Raw genomic sequence first — 16,216 nt, 5'->3', positions numbered from 1 at the left:
GGCCGGACGGGCTGGCCGGGGCACTGCAGCGGCTGCGGGACGCTTGTCAGGCGTCTTTCTTGGCTTTCGAGCTGCGTGGCTTCTTGGTCGGTTGAGGCGCCGGTTGGGGCGCATCGCTGGCAGCGGCCGGGCTGGCGACTTTCTTCGTCGTCGCGCGCGCGGCGCGTGGCTTGCTGGCTGGTGCGCCGGCATCGGCTGCCACCTCGGTGGGTTTGCTGGCCGGCTTGCGGGCGCGGCTGGCCAGCTTGGCGCTGGGCGCGCTCTGCTGCGCTTCCACCAGCTTGCGTGCCATTTCCCAATGGCGCTCCTCCTGGCCGTGCGGACAGCCTTCGGATTGCCAGATCTGGTAGGCGAATTCGCGGATGCGTTGTTCTTCTGGGTTCATTGTTCGGATTCTCCTGATGAACATCCGGTTGTGTGCAGGACCTCCACCGACAGCTCGTCGAGTACCTGCGCCACGCTCAAGCCGGCTCGTTGGAATGTGACTGCGGTTGAAGAAAAAAGTCGCTGCAGCGGCCGACCGTCCAGCGCCTCGGGCAATAGCACGCGGGTATCGCCCCAGCGTTCGGCGGCGATGCGCGGCAGCGGGCTCCCGTCCAGCAAGGCGCTGCTCAGGCGCGGGACCAGCACCACCAGCCAGTCGCCATCTGCCTCGCGGGCGAAGGCCAGCAGGTGCTCGGCCTGCACGCCCTCGACCGTCAGTGGTTGGTAGCGCCCGCCGGCGAACAGCTGCGGCCGGGCGAGGCGCAGGTTCAGCGTGCGCGCGATCAGCCATTGCTTGATGCGGGCGTCGTGCCAGCCGGCCAGCAGCTCGGCGGGGTTGGCGGCGGGGTCGAAGCTGGCGCGGCGGGCGGCGAAATCCACCGGCCGGCGGTTGTCCGGGTCGACCAGACTGAAGTCCCAGTAATCGGCGCCCTGGTAGAGGTCCGGCACGCCGGGCGTGGTCATGCGCAGTAGCGTCTGGGCGAGGCTGTTCAGCGCACCGGCGGGCGCCAGTTCGAGCGCTGCGGCGGCAATGGCCTGACGCAGGCGGGCGTCATCGCCCAGCAGCAGGCGTTCGACGTATTGCTGGCAGGCGCCTTCATACGCCTCGTTGGGCGCGGCCCAGGTGCTGCGCAGCTTGGCTTCGCGCACGGCCTTGCGCTGCCATTGCAGGATGCGTTCGCAGTAGCCGCCCAGGCCCTCGCGATCATCCGCGCGCAGCTCCAGCGGCCAGCTGCCGAGCAGGGTCTGGAACAGCAGCAGTTCGTCGGCGGGCGAGGGCGCCAGGCCATCGTCCAGCGGCTGCAACAGCTCGGCGGCCAGCGCGCGCCATTCCTGCACCTTGCCGGCGAACCAGTGCGCGCGTTCGCTGAGTACGGCGATGCGTGCGCGGGTGTCTTCGCCGCGCTTGTGGTCGTGGGTGGCGGTGGTCAGCAGGTTGTGCGGCAGGTGTTCGGCGCGCTGCATGCATTCGGCGTGGAAGTCGGCTGGCGAGGCGCTGAAGCGCTGCGGGTCGAAGCCGACGTCGTTGCGTGACAGCAGCACGGCGGAACGGTAGCAGGCGGTGTCTTCCACCGCCTTGGCCGCCGCCGGCGAGGTGAGCTGCTGGAAGCGCGCGCAGACGTACCGGCGCAGCTTGCGCTGCGGTCCCGGCGGCAGGTGGCGCAGGCTTTCGCCACCCAGCCAGCGCTGCAGATGTTCGAGCAGCGGCCAGTCGCTTTCGCCCAGCGTGGTGCGCGCGCCTTCCAGCGCCTGCTGGAAGAACGGCTCGTCGGCCGCGCGCCGGCCCGGCGCGGCGATGTAGGTGCGGTAGACCGGGAAGTGCACGATCAGCTCCAGCAACGCCCGGCGGATCTGCCCGAGGGTGATGTCGCGGGTCATCACGTCACCGCGCGCCACCTGCAGCAGCGCCTGTGCCACGGCCTCGAAGTCGCCGGCCAGCGGCCCGGTGAGCACCAGCTGACGTGCCTGCCGGGCTTCTTCGAGAAAGTCCGCCGGGCGCCCGCTGGTGTCACTCCAGAGCGCGCAAAGCGGCGCCTGCCCGGCCGGGTCGTGCTGCAGCAGCGACACCTGGTTCATGAATTCATAGCCGGTGGTGCCGTCCACGCCCCAGTCGTCGTGCAGATGCTCGCCGGCGGCGAGGATCTTCTCCACGTAGATCGGCACGTGATCCTGCACTGCCTCGGGCGGACGCGCGGCGTTCAACCGGTCGACCCGCCGACGCAGGCGCCGGCAGTAGCCGCGCGGGTCGGCGAGGCCGTCGATGTGGTCGATGCGCAGGCCGTCCACCAGGCCGTCGGCCAACAGCTGGAAGACCTTCGCGTGGGTCTGCTCGAACACCACCGGGCGCTCGACGCGCAGGCCGCCCAGCTCGTTGATGTCGAAGAAGCGCCGCCAGTTGATGTCGTCGGCGGCGGTGCGCCAGCTCGCCAGACGGTAATGCTGGCGTTCAAGCAGCGCGTGCAGGCGCTGAAAGCCCTCGGCGTTTGTCGCATCGTAGCGGGACAGGGCCTGCTCCAGCTGCTGGCGGGTGTCGGCGTCTTCGAGCTGCTGGGCGAGGTCCGCACGCAGCCTTTGCGCGGTGAGGTAGGGCGCCGGCTCGGTCTTCAGTGCATCGAAATGCTGGGCCAGCGCGCGCAGCTGCGGGTGTTCGGTCTGGCGCAACACTTCGCCGTAGCTCGGTGGCGTCAGCGGGAAACGGTGCTCGTAGTGCTCGGCATAGAGCGCGCCGTTTTCCACGTCCAGGCGCAGCACGACGTTGCCCTGCTGCAGGGCTTCGCCGTAGTCGCTGCCGAGGAAGGGCACCAGCAGCTGCCCTTCGAGCAGCGGGTCCGGCGAGTTCCATTCGATGTCGTAGAACTGCGCATAGGGGCTGCGCTTGCCCCATTCGAGCACGTCCAGCCACCAGGGATTGCCGGCACCGCCGACCGCCATGTGGTTGGAAACGATGTCGAGGATCAGCCCCATGCCGCGCGCCCGCAGTGCCTCGACCAAGCGCCGCAGTGCCGCCTCGCCGCCCAGTTCGGGATTGATGCGGGTCGGGTCGATCACGTCGTAGCCGTGCATCGAGCCGGGGCGGGCGGTCAGCAACGGCGAGGCGTAAAGATGGCTGATGCCGAGCGCGGCGAAGTAGTCGACCAGCGCAGTGGCGTCGTCGAGGGTGAAGTCGCGGTGGAACTGCAGGCGCAGCGTGGCAGTAAGCGGCTTCATCGACGGCTTCCTTCGCGGTGATCGTGGCGGGCCTTGTTCAGGCAATGCAGGCGGCGGCTGCAGCAGGCCTGGTCGAGCAGGGCGGCGCTGTCGTGCGGGTAGCGCCGTCGCCAGTTCGGATGGACTTCGACGATGCCGGGCATGTTGGTCTGCTCGCTGAGGCCGAGCGCATCCTCCACCGGCAGCAGCGCCAGTGGTGCGGGGGTATGACCGAGGAAACAGGCGGCGGCATCGACCGCCTCTTGAACCTCCAGCAGCTGCCCGGGATCGCGTCCGCTGTCTTCGCAGAGCACGCGGTTCAGCCCGGCGCGCTCGTGCTCGCGGGCGCGCCACTGCGACTCGCGATCCGCTTCGCTGAGCTGGCCGATTCTGATCCGCCAGTCGATGTCATGCCCGCTCCACCAGCCGGCGAGCGGTGGGATGTCATGGGTGGTGCTGGTCGCCAGCGCCTGATCGGAATACTGCCCGGCGCGCTGAAAATGGCCGTGGTGCTGCTCGAACAGCAGCACGCGCATGCCGAGTATGCCGCGCGCGGCGAGCACCTCGCGCAGGCCTTCGGGAATGGTGCCGAGGTCTTCGCCGAGGATCACCGCACGGTGCCGCCAGGCCTCCAGGCAGAGCAGGCGCAGCATGTCGTCGAAGGGGTAGTTGAGGTACACGCCGCGCTTCGGATCGGCGCCGGCCGGCATCACCCACAGGCGCTTGAGGCCCAGCACGTGGTCGATGCGCATGCCGCCGGCGTGCGCGAGGTTGGCGCGCAGCATCTCGATGTAGGCGCGAAAGCCGTGGCGCCGCAGGCCCCAGGGCGAGAAGGCGGAGATGCCCCAGTTCTGCCCGGCGCGGTTCATTACGTCCGGTGGCGCGCCGACGCTGAGCGCGGCCAGCAGTTCGGACTGCCGACTCCAGGCCTGGCTGCCGCCGCCATCGGCGCCGACGGCCAGGTCCGAGATCAGGCCGATGCGCATGCCGGCGCTGCGCGCGGCGACGTGGGCGCGCTGCAGCCCGCGCGCCATCAGCCATTGCCCGAAGGCGTGATAGCTGATCGCGTCGGCGTGTTCGCGGGCAAAGGCGGCCACCGCCGGGCTGGCCGGGTCGCGGTACTCGGCCGGCCAGGCATTCCAGTGCTGCGGGTTGCCCTCGGCGTCGCGCAGGTGGTCGTGCAGCGCCTCGAAGCGGCAGTGGTTTTCCAGCGCTTCGCCACCGCTGGCGCGGAAGCTGTCGAAATCGACCTGCTGCGCGTTGCCGCCGCGACTGAAATCCTCGAACAGCTGACGCAGCAGGCGCTGACGGCTGAGCGCCACGGCAGGCCAGTCGATCAGCTCCAGCTGCTCCAGGCGTTCCCGCTCGCGGCCCAGCTCGCAGGTTTCGATGGCCTGCTGCACCGGGCGTTCGCCTAGGATCGCGCCGGGCGAGGCGTGCAGAACGTTGAGGAACAGCCGGCTGGATGGCGAGTAGGGGCTGTACTGATGCGGGTAGGCACTGAACATGGCGTGCACCGGGCTGATGCCCAGTGCGTCGGCCCCATGGGTGGCAGCACTGCGGGCCAGGGTTTCCAGCGCCTGGGTATCGCCCAGGCCGCCGTCGCCCGGCCGGCGCAGGGCGTACAGCTGTACGGTGAGGCCCCAGGCAGCGGCACCGGCGATTTCCGCCACGGTCGGGCAGGCATGCGGCGCCACGGCGACGGTCAGCTGATGCTCGGCGATGTTCAAGTGGTAGTAGCCGGGTGTGATGATCGCCGGGAGCCGCGCCTGCTCGTCGAGCTGGCCGTGCCGGGCTTCGCCGTCCTCGGACGTCAGCTGGTAGTGGCTCGCCGGCGCGAAATAGCCGCCCAGCTCCAGCGCGGCGTGCTGGTCGCAGGTCAACAGGGGCGGCACGCCGCCATGGTTGTACTGCTGCGCGAGCAGCTCGAGGCTGGCCTGGACGTCGGCCTCACTGTGCGCGGCCAGCCCGAGGCAGCCGAGCACTTCGCGAAGCACCTGTGGCTCGACGCGTTGCCGGCGGTTGTCGGCATCCGTCCAGTCGACGGACAGCCCCGCGGCAGTAGCCAGGCGGATCAGCGCTTCGTCACTCATGGTCTTTCTCCAGATACAGCCTGGCCAGACGCGGCGCCAACGCATCGCGCGCATCGACCGTCTCGCGGCTGGCGAACAGCAGTTCGGCTCCCGGCGCGGCCTCCGACAGCGCTGCGACCTGCTCGCCGAGGTTCAGCTCCAGCCGCAACCGGCAGCCGTCGCCGAGGCGCCAGTGCACCAGCACCGCCGCGTCGCCCAGCACGCGGGCATCGAGAAAACGTGCGCCCGGCAGGCGCGGCACGATCTCGCGCCGGCGAATGTCCAGCAGCTGGTTGTACAGCGCATGCCATTCGGCATGTCCGGGCTCCTGACGCGCGCCGAAATCCGGGCGCGAGGCGTCGAAGGTGGCGATGGCGTTGGGGTCCGGGATGCGCTCGCGGGTGTTCTCGTCGGCAAATTCGGCGAACTCGGCGAACTCGTTGCGGCGGCCTTCGCGCACGGCGTCCGCCAGTTCGCCGTGATGGCTGGTGAAGAACAGGAACGGCTGGCGCGCGCCCCATTCTTCGCCCATGAACAGCAGCGGAATCATTGGTGAGAGCAACAGCACGGCGGTCGCGGCGCGCAGCGATTGCGGGTCGGTGAGGCTGATCAGGCGTTCGCCGAAGGCGCGGTTGCCGATCTGGTCGTGGTTCTGCAGGAACAGCACAAAGGCCGTCGGCGACAGGTGCCCGCTGGGTTCGCCGCGCGTCTCGCCATGGCGGTTGGCCTCGCCCTGGTAGATGAAACCCTCGCCGAGAAAGCGCGCCAGCTTGGCACTGGCGTTGCCGTGGTAGTCGGCGTAGTAGCCCTGGTGTTCGCCGGTGAGCAGGCAGTGCAGGACGTTGTGGCCGTCGTCGTTCCACTGCGCGGTGAAGCCCTGGGCCAGCAGGCTGGCGCGGTTGTCCTCGTTCTCCAGCACCAGGTGGACGTGCCGGCCAGGCTCGGTGGCCTCGCGTACCCGGGCCGCCAGTTCGGTGAGGAAGCTGCGTTCGGGGATGGCGTGCACGGCGTCCAGGCGCAGGCCGTCGAAACGGTACTCCTGCAGCCACATCAGTGCGTTGTCGATGAAGAAATCGCGAACCTCACGGCGGCGGAAGTCGATGGCATCGCCCCAGGGGGTCTGCTGGTCGTGGCGGAAGAAGTGCTTGGCGTAGCGGCCGAGGTAATTGCCGTCCGGGCCGAAGTGGTTGTAGACCACATCGAGGAAGACCATCAGCCCGTGACCGTGGGCGCTGTCGATCAGCTGCTTGAGTTCGGCCGGCGAGCCGTAGGCCGCCTCCGGTGCGTAGGGCAGGACACCGTCGTAGCCCCAGTTGCGCTCGCCGGGAAACTCCGCCAGCGGCATCAGTTCGATGGCGGTGACGCCCAGGGCAGCGAGGTCCGCCAGGTGTTGCTCGACCCCGGCAAAGCCACCGAGCAGGCCGACATGCAGTTCGTAGAGCACCGTTTCGTGCCACGGGCGGCCCTGCCAGCCGGCGTGACGCCACAGGTAGTCGTTGGGGTCGACCACCACACTGGGGTCGTGCACATCGCCGGCCTGCGCGCGTGACGCCGGGTCGGGCACCTGCAGTTCGCCGTCGATGAGAAAGCGATACAGCGTACCCGCGCCATACGGAGCGTCCACGCCGTACCAGCCGTTCGCTTCGGGCTGCATCGGCAGCGTTTCGCCGCCAACGATAACCAGCGCCACGCTTGCGGCATCCGGCGCCCAGAGCCTGAAGCGGGTGGTGTTGCAGTCCAGCAGTTGTGGGCCGTGTCGTCCGATGGGGGCACGCATGGATGGCATTGACAGTCCTCGGGGTTGGCGCACTCAGGAAATGGCGTGGGCGACCTCGCGGTGTACCCCCAGCAGTTGCTGGTACAGGTGGTCGTACGGGGCGATGGCGTGGCGCCAGAAGAACCCGGTGGCCATCGCCCGGCAGCGCATGCCGCAGAGCAGGTCCGGCCGCTGGTGAATCTCCAGGGCGCGCAGCACCGCGTGGCGATAGCTGTCGACGCTGGTCTGGTCGAACAAGAAGCCGGTCAGCCCGTCCTCGATGGAGTCGGCCAGGCCGCCGGTGCGGCGGGCGATCGGCAGCGAGGCGTAGCGCTGGGCATACATCTGGCTGAGGCCGCACGGCTCGTAGCGCGAGGGCATCAGCAGAAAATCGCTGCCGGCGAACAACCGCCGCGCATCGAGTTCGTTGAAACCGATATGCGCGGCGACGCGGCCCGGATAGCGACGGGCGAGTTCGCGCACCTCTTCTTCGATGTGCGGTTCGCCCTGGCCGAGAATGGCCAGCTGGCCGCCGTTGGCGACGATGGTTTCGGCGACGGCCAGGGTCAGGTCGATGCCTTTCTGCTGCACCAGACGTGACACCACGGCGAACAGTGGACTGGCGTCGGCCTCGAGGCCGAACGTCTGACGAACATAGGCGGCGTTGGCGGCCTTGCCCTGCCAGTCGCGCGCACTGAAGCCGCGCACCAGATGAGGGTCGCTCTGCGGTTCCCAGCTTTCATCGATGCCGTTGAGCAGGCCGCTGAGCAGGCCCTGGCGCGCCTTCATGCGCAGAAAACCTTCCATGCCGCAGCCGAATTCTTCGGTGGTGATTTCCTGCGCATAGGTCGCGCTGACGGTGGTGACGTGGCTGGCGTAGGCGATGCCGGCCTTGAGCAGCGAGAGCTTGCCGTAGAACTCCATGCGTTCCACGCCGCAGGCCTCGTGCGGCAGCGCCAGTGCGCGGCGCAGGCTCATGTCGATGTTGCCCTGGTAGGCCAGGTTGTGAATGGTGAACACGCTCGGCGTGCGCAGCCCGCGCCAGTGCATGTAAGCGGGCGTGAGCCCGGTGGGCCAGTCGTGCGCGTGCACCAGTTCCGGTGTCCAGCGGATGCAGGCGGTGCCGGCGGCGATTTCCGCGGCGGCCAGGCACAGGCGGGCAAAGCGCACCGGGTTATCCGGCCAGTTATTGCCGTGGCCGTCGCCGTATGGGTTGCCGTCGCGCTCGTAGAGCTCCGGGCAGATCAGCACGTAGATGATCAGGCCGTCGGGCATGTCCATTCGGCCGATGCGGCAGGCAGGGATCTCCGCCTGGGCGCCGAGGCTGCCGACCACGCGGATCGCATGACCGCTGCGCAGCACCTGCGTGTAGCCGGGAATCAGCACGCGCACGTCGTGCAGCGTACCGAGCGCGCGGGGCAGGGCGGCGGACACATCGGCCAGCCCACCGGTCTTGATCAGATCGGTCAGCTCCGAGGTGACGAAGAGGATTTTCTTTTTCTCGCTGTGACTGCTGCGAACCTGCAGCACCGGGCGCGGCGTTAGCCGAATGGCGGGCTGGGTCTTGTTCAGGCGAATGGAACCGGCGTTCACCGCAATACTCATCACGATCTCCCCAAGTGATCCGGCATCCAGGCGCCGGCGCCAGTTACGAGCATATTTCTCCAGTGCAACGATCTGATGACCGTCACAACCGTGAACACGATAGGCAGGAATCAATATTGCGAGCCGCCGAACGGCGGGGGTGGGGCTACGCTGGCCCTACCAAAAACCAGACCGGGCAGTCTGTGAGAAAGTTCTGGTTTCGCTTGAAAAAGACCGGGTGCGGAACTCGTTTCCGACAGGCTGCTCCGAACGGTAGGCAAACCGTTACGGAGGCGATCATGCAAAGGCTCGAAGAAGTGGTGGCATTCCTGCGCGACCGGCAGCTAGTGCTGAGTACGGCCGAGTCCTGCACCTGCGGGCTGATGGCCTCGCTGCTGGCCGATATTCCGGGCTGCGGGCAGGTGCTCGACAGCGGCTTCGTGGTCTATTCACCGCCGGCCAAACACCGGCTGCTGCAGGTTAGTTTCGCCACCATCGAGCGCTTCGGCCTGACCAGCGAGCAGGTCGCCACCGAAATGGCCACGGGTGCGTTGCATGCCAGTACGGCGTCGCTCAGCGTGGCCAACACCGGCGTTGCCGACGATGCCCAGGAGGACGAGGGCGGCACCCAGTGCTTCGCCTGGGCGCTGCGCGAGGCTGAGCGGCTGGTGTCGATCAGCGAAACAGTGAAGTTCGATGGTGACCGCGTGGCGATTCGCAAACAGGCTGCGCGCTACGGGCTCGAGCAGTTGCCGCAGCGCTATGCGCAGCTGCAGGGGCTGCTGATCAGTCAGGGCTAGCGGCGTGCAGTCAGTCGGACGGGGGGAACTCCCTGGACGGCGTGCGTTTCACACCCAACACAGGGTCCGACATTCACGCCTTACAGGAGACGCCCATGCAAAGTGCCCAGACCGGCCACGACGTCCGTACCGAACGCCTCATCGAATGGCTGCGCGATGCCCACGCGATGGAGGTTCAGGCCGAAACCATGCTCACCAAGCAGGCCAGCCGCATCCAGCACTATCCCGAGCTGAAGGCGCGCATCGAGCAGCACATTACCGAAACCCAGAACCAGTCCCGCTTGATCGAGGGCTGCCTGCGCCGCCACGACAGGTCCTATTCCGGGCTGAAAGACCTGGGCGGCAAGATGCTGGCGATGGGGCAGGCGATGGGCGGCATGATGGTCAATGACGAGATCGTCAAAGGCGCGCAGATGGGTTACGTGTTCGAGAACCTGGAAATCGCCTCCTACAAGATTCTCATCGCGGCTGCCGAGGCCGTTGGCGATCTCGAGACCAAGGAAGTCTGCGAACGCATTCTGGTCGAGGAAATCGCGATGGCCGACTGGCTGCGCGACCATCTGCCCGAATTGACCCACGCCTACCTGACGCGCGCCGCCGAGCCGCATGTCGAGGCCAAGCGTTAAGCGCCGCCTCCACGTCGGCGGGAGAGGGAGCGCAGCCCGCCCACATTCAGCGCACCGTTCGCGCAGCTGCCCGGGGGGCGGCGGCGACGCGATGGGAACCTTCGATGAAACCCAGACCGCTACTGAAGACCTTCACCTTCGCCATCCTGCATTTCGCCACGGCCTTCATCGTGGTCTATGCATTGACCGGCAATGTCGCGATCAGCGGCGCAGCGGCGCTGATCGAGCCGCTGCTCAATACCGTGGTGTTCTATTTTCACGAGCGCGCCTGGAACCGCTTCGGCCGGCAGACACCGCAGCAAAGCCACAGCTACGGGCACGACGTGTTCATGAAATACCTCGCGCGGCGCAAGGGCACCCGCCCCGAAGCCTCGGCTATTCGACGGAGCTGAGCGTTGCGTGCTCGGCCGGCATTTCGCTGCGCGTGACCAGCATCTCGATGCGCAGCTCCTGTGCCAGACGCACAAGATTGGCGGCGTCGCGGCACTGCTCATGGGTCACGCCGTGTACCGTCAGTTCTTCGTGTTCGGCCTGGGCATCGTACAGCCGCACACTGAGGCCGCTGGGTTGCTCTATGCATTCGCAGCGATAGGGGCGCAGGTAGTCGTGCAGGATCGCTTCGATCTTGAACAGGGGGAGTCGCGAGCCCATAAAATCCTCCTTTTCTGTAGGGGCGGAACACTGCACCGCGGCATCGTCATCTTGGCGACACAATGACCGTAGCAGCCGCTTGCCGGTTGTAAATTGCCGTTGGGCGCCAATTGCCGACCATGCGGCAACAGGCCCGTGAGACGGTGTTTTTGGCCGCGACCTTTCATCGGAAGGCACGTCGGCCCGGCGATCAGCCTCGCTGAACTTCATACCGCAGGGGGATGACAAAACTGCTAAGGCGGACCGAAACCTGCGGAGGACCACATGAAGAAAGCATCCCTGGCGCTGGTACTAGCCGGCGTACTGACATTGCCCGCACTGGCGCAGTATCCGGCCGGCACGCCTGGCGACGATCGCGCCTCGCCGCCCAGCACGATGGGTAATCCGACGCCGCACGAAGAAGTAGAAACCCGCAAGGACGAGCAGGGGCGCACGGTTACCGAAGATGGCCGCCCGGTGGTCACGCCCAAGCATGATCGGGAGGCGGAGCCGTCCACCGATCCGACGCGACACTCGGCACCCGGCGGCCACGACGATCCCTCCACCAGCGCCGGCGAGCTGGATTGACGGGGCGTCATGGCGCTCGACGAATACCAGCGCAAACGTGACTTCGCTGCCACGCCCGAGCCGGCCGGCACGCGTAAGCGCGCCCGGCGCAGCGAGCAGGCGCTGCAGTACTGCATCCAGAAGCATGACGCCACGCGACTGCATTACGACTTCCGCCTGGAACTCGACGGCACGCTGAAGAGCTGGGCGATTCCCAAGGGACCGAGCCTGGACCCGGCGGTGCGCCGGCTGGCGGTGCATGTTGAGGATCATCCCCTGGACTACGCCAGCTTCGAGGGGCACATACCCGAAGGGCACTACGGCGCCGGTGACGTAATCGTCTGGGATCGGGGCGTCTGGCTGCCCGAGGGCGACCCGCAGGACGGTTATCGCAAGGGCAAGCTGAAATTCACCCTGCAGGGCGAGAAGCTCGCCGGCAGCTGGAACCTGGTGCGTACCCGCATGGCGGGCAAGCAGGAGCAGTGGTTCCTGATCAAGTCGCGCGATGAGGCGGCGCGCGAGCAGGCCGATTACGACGTGACCGCCGCCCAGCCGGACAGCGTGCTCAGCGAGCGCACCCTGCTGCCGCGCCAGCGCGGTACGGCGCGCAAACGCACCGAGGAAGATCCGCCCAAGCCGGTGAAGCGCCCCGGTCGCACGCGAAAGAGCGCGGCGACCAAGGCGCCGCCGCAAGTGCTACCGGGCGCCGTTGCCGCCGACCTGCCGGCCACGCTGACGCCGCAGCTGGCCACGCTGGTGGATGCGGTGCCGAGCGGTGACTGGCGCTACGAAATCAAGTTCGACGGCTACCGTATCCTCGCGCGAATCGATGCGGGGCGGGTGCAGCTGTTTACCCGCAACGGTCACGACTGGACGGCGAAGATGCCGCAGCAGGCTGCCGCGCTGGCCGGGCTCGGACTGCAATCGGGCTGGCTCGATGGCGAGGTGGTGGTGCCCGACGAGAACGGCACGCCGGATTTCCAGGCGCTGCAGAACGCCTTCGAGGCCGGGCGCAGTGGCGGCATCCTCTATTACCTGTTCGATGCGCCGTACCTGCACGGGCTGGACCTGCGCGCGGTGCCGCTGGAGCACCGTCGTGCGGCGTTGCGCGAGGTTCTGGCGCGTAGCGATAGCGATCTGCTGCGGTTTTCCGAGGATTTCACCGAGCAGCCGCAGAGCATTCTCGACAGCGCCTGCCAGATGAAGCTCGAAGGGCTGATCGGCAAACGCGCCGGCAGCAGCTATGTCGGCAAGCGCAGCAGCAGCTGGATCAAGATCAAATGCGGCAACCGCCAGGAATTCATCATCGTCGGCTACACCGCCCCCAAGGGCACGCGCACCGGTTTCGGCGCATTGCTGCTGGGGCTGCATGACGATGACGGGCATTTGCGCTACGCCGGCAAGGTCGGCACCGGCTTCGATCAGGCGACGCTGACCAGCCTGCATCGGCGTTTGCAGGCGCTGGAAATCGCCCGCTGTCCGTTGGCCAAGGCGCCACCGGCGGCCGATGTGCGCGGCGCGCAATGGCTCGAACCGCAACTGATGTGCGAAGTGGCCTATGCCGAGATGACACGCCAGGGCGTGGTGCGGCATGCGGTGTTTCATGGCTTGCGTACCGACAAACCGGCGCAGGCGATCACCCACGAGCGCGCCCGACCGGCCAAGGCGGTACACAGCCGAAGCGGCAAGCGCGATGCGGACGATCCGCTCGCCGGCACCGGTGTGCGCATCTCCAACCCCGAACGCATCATCGACCCGCACAGCGGCACCACCAAGCTCGAACTGGCGCGCTTCTACGCCCGCATCGCGCCGTGGCTGCTGCCGCAACTGCGCGACCGCCCGCTGGCGTTGGTGCGTGCGCCGGAAGGCATCACCGGCGAGCTGTTCTTCCAGAAGCACGCGGACAAGCTGAGCATCCCGCACATCACCCAGCTCGATCCGGCGCTCGACAAGCACGGTGCGCTGCTGGTGATCGACAGCCGCGAAGCGCTGGTCGGCGCGGCGCAGATGGGCACCATTGAGCTGCACGCCTGGAATGTCGTCGCCCCGGGGCTGGAACATCCGGACCGCTTCGTGCTGGACCTCGATCCGGATCCCGCCTTGCCCTGGAAACGCATGGTCGAGGCCACGCAGCTGACCCAGACGCTGCTGGACGAGATCGGCCTGCAGTCGTTTCTCAAGACCAGCGGCGGTAAAGGGCTGCATATCGTGGTGCCGCTGGCGCCGGCGCACGGCTGGAGCGAGGTGAAGTCCTTCAGTCATGCCATCGCCCGCTATCTCGCCAAGTTGCTGCCGAGCCACTTTTCCGCCGTCAGCGGACCGAAGAACCGTGTCGGCCGCATCTTCATCGACTACCTGCGCAACAGCCGCGGCGCCAGCACGGTGTCGGCCTATTCGGTTCGCGCACGGCCGGGCCTGCCGGTTTCAGTGCCGATCCACCGCGACGAACTGAGCGAATTGCAGGGCGCCAATCTGTGGACGGTCGGCAACCTGTTCGAGCGTCTGCAGGAGCTGGGCGAGGCGGATCCCTGGGCGGAGCTGCCGCAGGTACGACAACGCATCGACGACGACATGCGCGCACGGCTGGGTGGTTGAGCCGCGCGCAGCACCCCCATCACAGTGAGGTAAGCGTCATGGACACACCGTACGACGAATCACCCAACGCGCCGGCGACCGGTGACGACACGCCTGTGGTGCAGCATCAGGGGCTGGTGATCGAGCTGGACGCCGGGCAGGGCCTTGGCCGGATCGAGACGACCGACGGCCGGCAATTGCCGTTCCACCGCCGCGATGTGACCGGTGGCGCGTTCGATGGCTTGCGCACGGGTGATCAGGTGCGCTTCGCCGAGGAGCTGGGCGACGAAGGTCCGGAGGCGAGGAAGGTGGAGCGCGGCGAGGTATAGCGCGCTGTTCGGCAGCGCAAAAAAAACAGCAACGGCGCCATTGGCATCGTTGCTGTTCGACACGCTACGTGCGGTCAGAAATTGTGGCAGTCCGGCCCCTGGCGCAGATACGACGTCACATGGGTTTCGCCCTTGGAGTCGACGTAGGTCATCTTCGCCTCGACGATCTCGCAGCCGCCGGCTGGAACTTCCAGCGAAACGACCTTGGCGATGTCCAGCTGGTCGCCGTACTGATAGGCCACGGGCGCGGTTTCGGCACTGGCCAGCGGGGCGCACAGCGCCAGACCGGCGATACACAGCAGCTTTTTCATATCGAACCTCTAACGATGTGTCTGGCGGTCGACAGGGCCAAGCCGGGTACCGCCCGAAGCCGGCTCACGTCTGAGGTGCGCCAGCGCAATAAACAGGGCCGCAACGAGGAGAGCGGCCCGAAAGGGGCAATGACCGCGAGAGCGAAGGAGCACTCGATCGGGCGGTCTAGCGGTGCAGGGAAACCGCTGTTGCCACTGACGCAGGATACGCCGCGACGTATCGGTAAAAAATGACGAGCATCGTCATAGACCTTTACCGAATCAGCAACAATCAGGCCCAGTAGTTCGGGTTTTGAATGATCTGGTGATAGCTGTCGAAAGCCTTGGGCAGTTCCAGCTTGAGAAACTCCAGCCAGGTCTTGATCTTCGCATCGAGAAACCGCCGCGACGGGTACAGCGCGTGGATGTGCTTGCACTGCAGGCGGAAGCCCGGCAACAGGCGCACCAGCGTGCCGCGCTGCAGCGCCGGCGCGGCCACGTAGTCGGGCAGCAGGCAGATGCCCATGCCGGCCTCGGCGGCACTGGCCATTGCCTCGGCGACGTTGACCTTGAAGGTGTCGCCTGGGTGGATCAGGTGCACGGCGTCGCCGTCGTTGAATTCCCAGGCATCGGCGAACACCGGATCGACCAGACGCAGGCAACGATGCTGCTGCAGCTCCTGCGGGGTTGTTGGAGTGCCGTGCTGCCTGAGGTAGCTGGGCGCGGCGCAGACGAGGTTGAACACAGAGCCGAGGTTCTGCGCGATCAGCTCGGAATCCGGCAGCTCGCGTGAAAGCGTGATGACCACGTCCAGGCTTTCGCCCAGCAGATCCGGTTGGCGCTGCGAGAGCATCAGCTCCAGATTCACTTCGGGATACTGCTCGCTGTAACGGCTCGCCAGCGTGGCCAGCATCTGGATGCCGAGCCCGGTGGTGGAGTGCACGCGCAGCCGTCCGCGCGGTGTCAGGTGCGCGCCGCTGGCCTCCAGCCGGGCCTGTTCGAGCTGGGCGAGAATCTGCCGACTCTGCTCGAGGAAGCGCTCGCCGGCTTCGGTCAGCGCCAGCCGCCGGGTGGTGCGATGCAGCAGACGCGCCTGCAACTGGCTCTCCAGTTCGGCGACCTGGCGCGAGACCTGAGCCGTGGAGGTCGCCGACTGCGCCGCGGCCGCGGTGAAGCTGCCGGCGTCGACCACCCGCACGAACGCCCGCATGGCCTGCAGCATATCCATTGATGTTTACCTCCTGGTGCAACTGACTAGGCGAATGGTGCCCGCATCGAGAGAAGGGGAGAAGCGTTGTTTCGTTTTGCGCAAGTATCGCCGCCGCACACCTTATCGGCGCTTGACGCGCGCCCGACACCACGCAGACTAGCTGCCTCCGTTGGTTACCGAGGCGCTTCGCTCATGATGCTCGACGATCTCCGCCGCTGGGCCAGGCTGCTCAAGCGCCAGGTGATGGTGCTCTGGTTCGCATGCCGGGATCCGCGTACGCCCTGGCTGCCCAAGCTGATCGCCCTGTGCGTGGTGGCTTATGCGCTCAGTCCCATAGACCTGATTCCCGACTTCATCCCGGTATTGGGCTATCTGGACGACCTGCTGCTCCTGCCGCTGGGAATCTGGCTGGCGCTGCGCCTGATGCCCACCGCGCTGCTGGAAGAATGCCGCCAGCAGGCGCTGGCCTGGGAAGCGCAACAGACGCCACGGCCGGTCAACCGGGTTGCGGCGGGGGGGATCGTGCTCATCTGGCTGGGGCTGCTCGCGTGGCTCTGGTATCTCTACGCCGCAAGCCCGGCCGGCCTCTGATCAAGGAACAACTGCG

At 67.1% G+C, this 16,216-nt stretch carries 15 protein-coding genes; 7 read left to right on the top strand and 8 right to left on the bottom strand.

Annotated elements, in window-relative coordinates; translation table 11 throughout:
* Nucleotides 1-46: 46 nt before the first annotated feature.
* The 5 genes from AC0ZJQ_RS09845 to glgA are packed head-to-tail and all read right to left on the bottom strand — an operon-like array spanning nt 47 to nt 8,604.
* Entirely contained in the window at nt 47-385 is a 339-nt protein-coding gene (locus AC0ZJQ_RS09845) for a DUF2934 domain-containing protein (protein ID WP_008568744.1), read from the bottom strand.
* Nucleotides 382-3,192, bottom strand: a complete 2,811-nt coding sequence (locus tag AC0ZJQ_RS09840) for a malto-oligosyltrehalose synthase (RefSeq protein WP_155551899.1) — start codon at nt 3,190-3,192, stop codon at nt 382-384. Before AC0ZJQ_RS09840 ends, AC0ZJQ_RS09845 begins: the two co-directional genes overlap by 4 nt.
* On the bottom strand, nt 3,189-5,264 hold the full coding sequence (gene malQ, locus AC0ZJQ_RS09835) for a 4-alpha-glucanotransferase (protein WP_155551901.1): 2,076 nt from the start codon (nt 5,262-5,264) through the stop codon (nt 3,189-3,191). The genes AC0ZJQ_RS09840 and malQ overlap by 4 nt, the downstream gene beginning before the upstream one ends.
* Nucleotides 5,257-7,029 (bottom strand): malto-oligosyltrehalose trehalohydrolase, encoded by a 1,773-nt coding sequence (gene treZ / locus AC0ZJQ_RS09830; protein ID WP_476476570.1) that lies wholly within the window; start codon nt 7,027-7,029, stop codon nt 5,257-5,259. The genes malQ and treZ overlap by 8 nt, the downstream gene beginning before the upstream one ends.
* Before the next feature lie 24 nt (nt 7,030-7,053).
* Entirely contained in the window at nt 7,054-8,604 is a 1,551-nt protein-coding gene (gene glgA, locus AC0ZJQ_RS09825) for a glycogen synthase GlgA (RefSeq protein WP_476476569.1), read from the bottom strand.
* A gap of 278 nt (nt 8,605-8,882) precedes the next feature.
* Between glgA and AC0ZJQ_RS09820 the strand changes: the two genes are divergently transcribed.
* From AC0ZJQ_RS09820 to AC0ZJQ_RS09810, 3 genes are all read left to right on the top strand, one after another.
* Nucleotides 8,883-9,383 (top strand): CinA family protein, encoded by a 501-nt coding sequence (locus AC0ZJQ_RS09820; RefSeq protein WP_476476568.1) that lies wholly within the window; start codon nt 8,883-8,885, stop codon nt 9,381-9,383.
* Between the two features lie 95 nt (nt 9,384-9,478).
* Nucleotides 9,479-10,009: a ferritin-like domain-containing protein gene (locus AC0ZJQ_RS09815; RefSeq protein WP_476476567.1), complete on the top strand. Its 531-nt coding sequence runs from the start codon at nt 9,479-9,481 to the stop codon at nt 10,007-10,009.
* Between the two features lie 104 nt (nt 10,010-10,113).
* A complete protein-coding gene (locus tag AC0ZJQ_RS09810; RefSeq protein ID WP_213663324.1) occupies nt 10,114-10,401 on the top strand; it encodes a DUF2061 domain-containing protein in 288 nt (95 codons plus the stop codon).
* Here AC0ZJQ_RS09810 and AC0ZJQ_RS09805 read toward each other — a convergent pair.
* Nucleotides 10,385-10,660 carry a DUF1652 domain-containing protein gene (locus AC0ZJQ_RS09805; RefSeq protein ID WP_008568739.1) on the bottom strand — a complete coding sequence of 92 codons (276 nt, stop codon included), beginning with the start codon at nt 10,658-10,660 and terminating at the stop codon, nt 10,385-10,387. The two genes, AC0ZJQ_RS09810 and AC0ZJQ_RS09805, sit on opposite strands and share 17 nt — an antisense overlap.
* Nucleotides 10,661-10,924: 264 nt before the next feature.
* On the opposite strand from AC0ZJQ_RS09805, the gene AC0ZJQ_RS09800 reads away from it, so the two are divergent.
* From AC0ZJQ_RS09800 to AC0ZJQ_RS09790, 3 genes are read left to right on the top strand one after another with little or no spacing between them, the layout of a single operon-like run.
* The gene (locus AC0ZJQ_RS09800) at nt 10,925-11,227 is read left to right on the top strand and encodes a hypothetical protein (protein ID WP_165594392.1); all 303 of its coding nucleotides are present in this window, start codon (nt 10,925-10,927) and stop codon (nt 11,225-11,227) included.
* 9 nt (nt 11,228-11,236) lie between these two features.
* Nucleotides 11,237-13,801: a DNA ligase D gene (gene ligD, locus AC0ZJQ_RS09795; RefSeq protein WP_476476566.1), complete on the top strand. Its 2,565-nt coding sequence runs from the start codon at nt 11,237-11,239 to the stop codon at nt 13,799-13,801.
* Nucleotides 13,802-13,839: 38 nt separating this feature from the next.
* A complete protein-coding gene (locus AC0ZJQ_RS09790; RefSeq protein WP_213663326.1) occupies nt 13,840-14,109 on the top strand; it encodes a cold-shock protein in 270 nt (89 codons plus the stop codon).
* 74 nt (nt 14,110-14,183) lie between these two features.
* Here the strand turns inward: AC0ZJQ_RS09790 and AC0ZJQ_RS09785 are convergent, their stop codons facing one another.
* Together AC0ZJQ_RS09785 and AC0ZJQ_RS09780 are read right to left on the bottom strand one after the other, a co-directional pair.
* Nucleotides 14,184-14,420: a DUF2790 domain-containing protein gene (locus AC0ZJQ_RS09785; protein ID WP_102828459.1), complete on the bottom strand. Its 237-nt coding sequence runs from the start codon at nt 14,418-14,420 to the stop codon at nt 14,184-14,186.
* A gap of 271 nt (nt 14,421-14,691) precedes the next feature.
* Nucleotides 14,692-15,627, bottom strand: a complete 936-nt coding sequence (locus tag AC0ZJQ_RS09780) for a LysR family transcriptional regulator (RefSeq protein ID WP_213663327.1) — start codon at nt 15,625-15,627, stop codon at nt 14,692-14,694.
* Nucleotides 15,628-15,801: 174 nt separating this feature from the next.
* Between AC0ZJQ_RS09780 and AC0ZJQ_RS09775 the strand changes: the two genes are divergently transcribed.
* On the top strand, nt 15,802-16,200 hold the full coding sequence (locus tag AC0ZJQ_RS09775) for a YkvA family protein (protein WP_476476565.1): 399 nt from the start codon (nt 15,802-15,804) through the stop codon (nt 16,198-16,200).
* The last annotated feature ends 16 nt before the right edge of the window (nt 16,201-16,216 follow it).

The organism is Stutzerimonas sp. 21-1 (assembly GCF_056336065.1).
The sequence above is the reverse complement of the archived record's forward strand: the minus strand, read 5'-3'. Positions and strand labels throughout refer to the sequence as shown.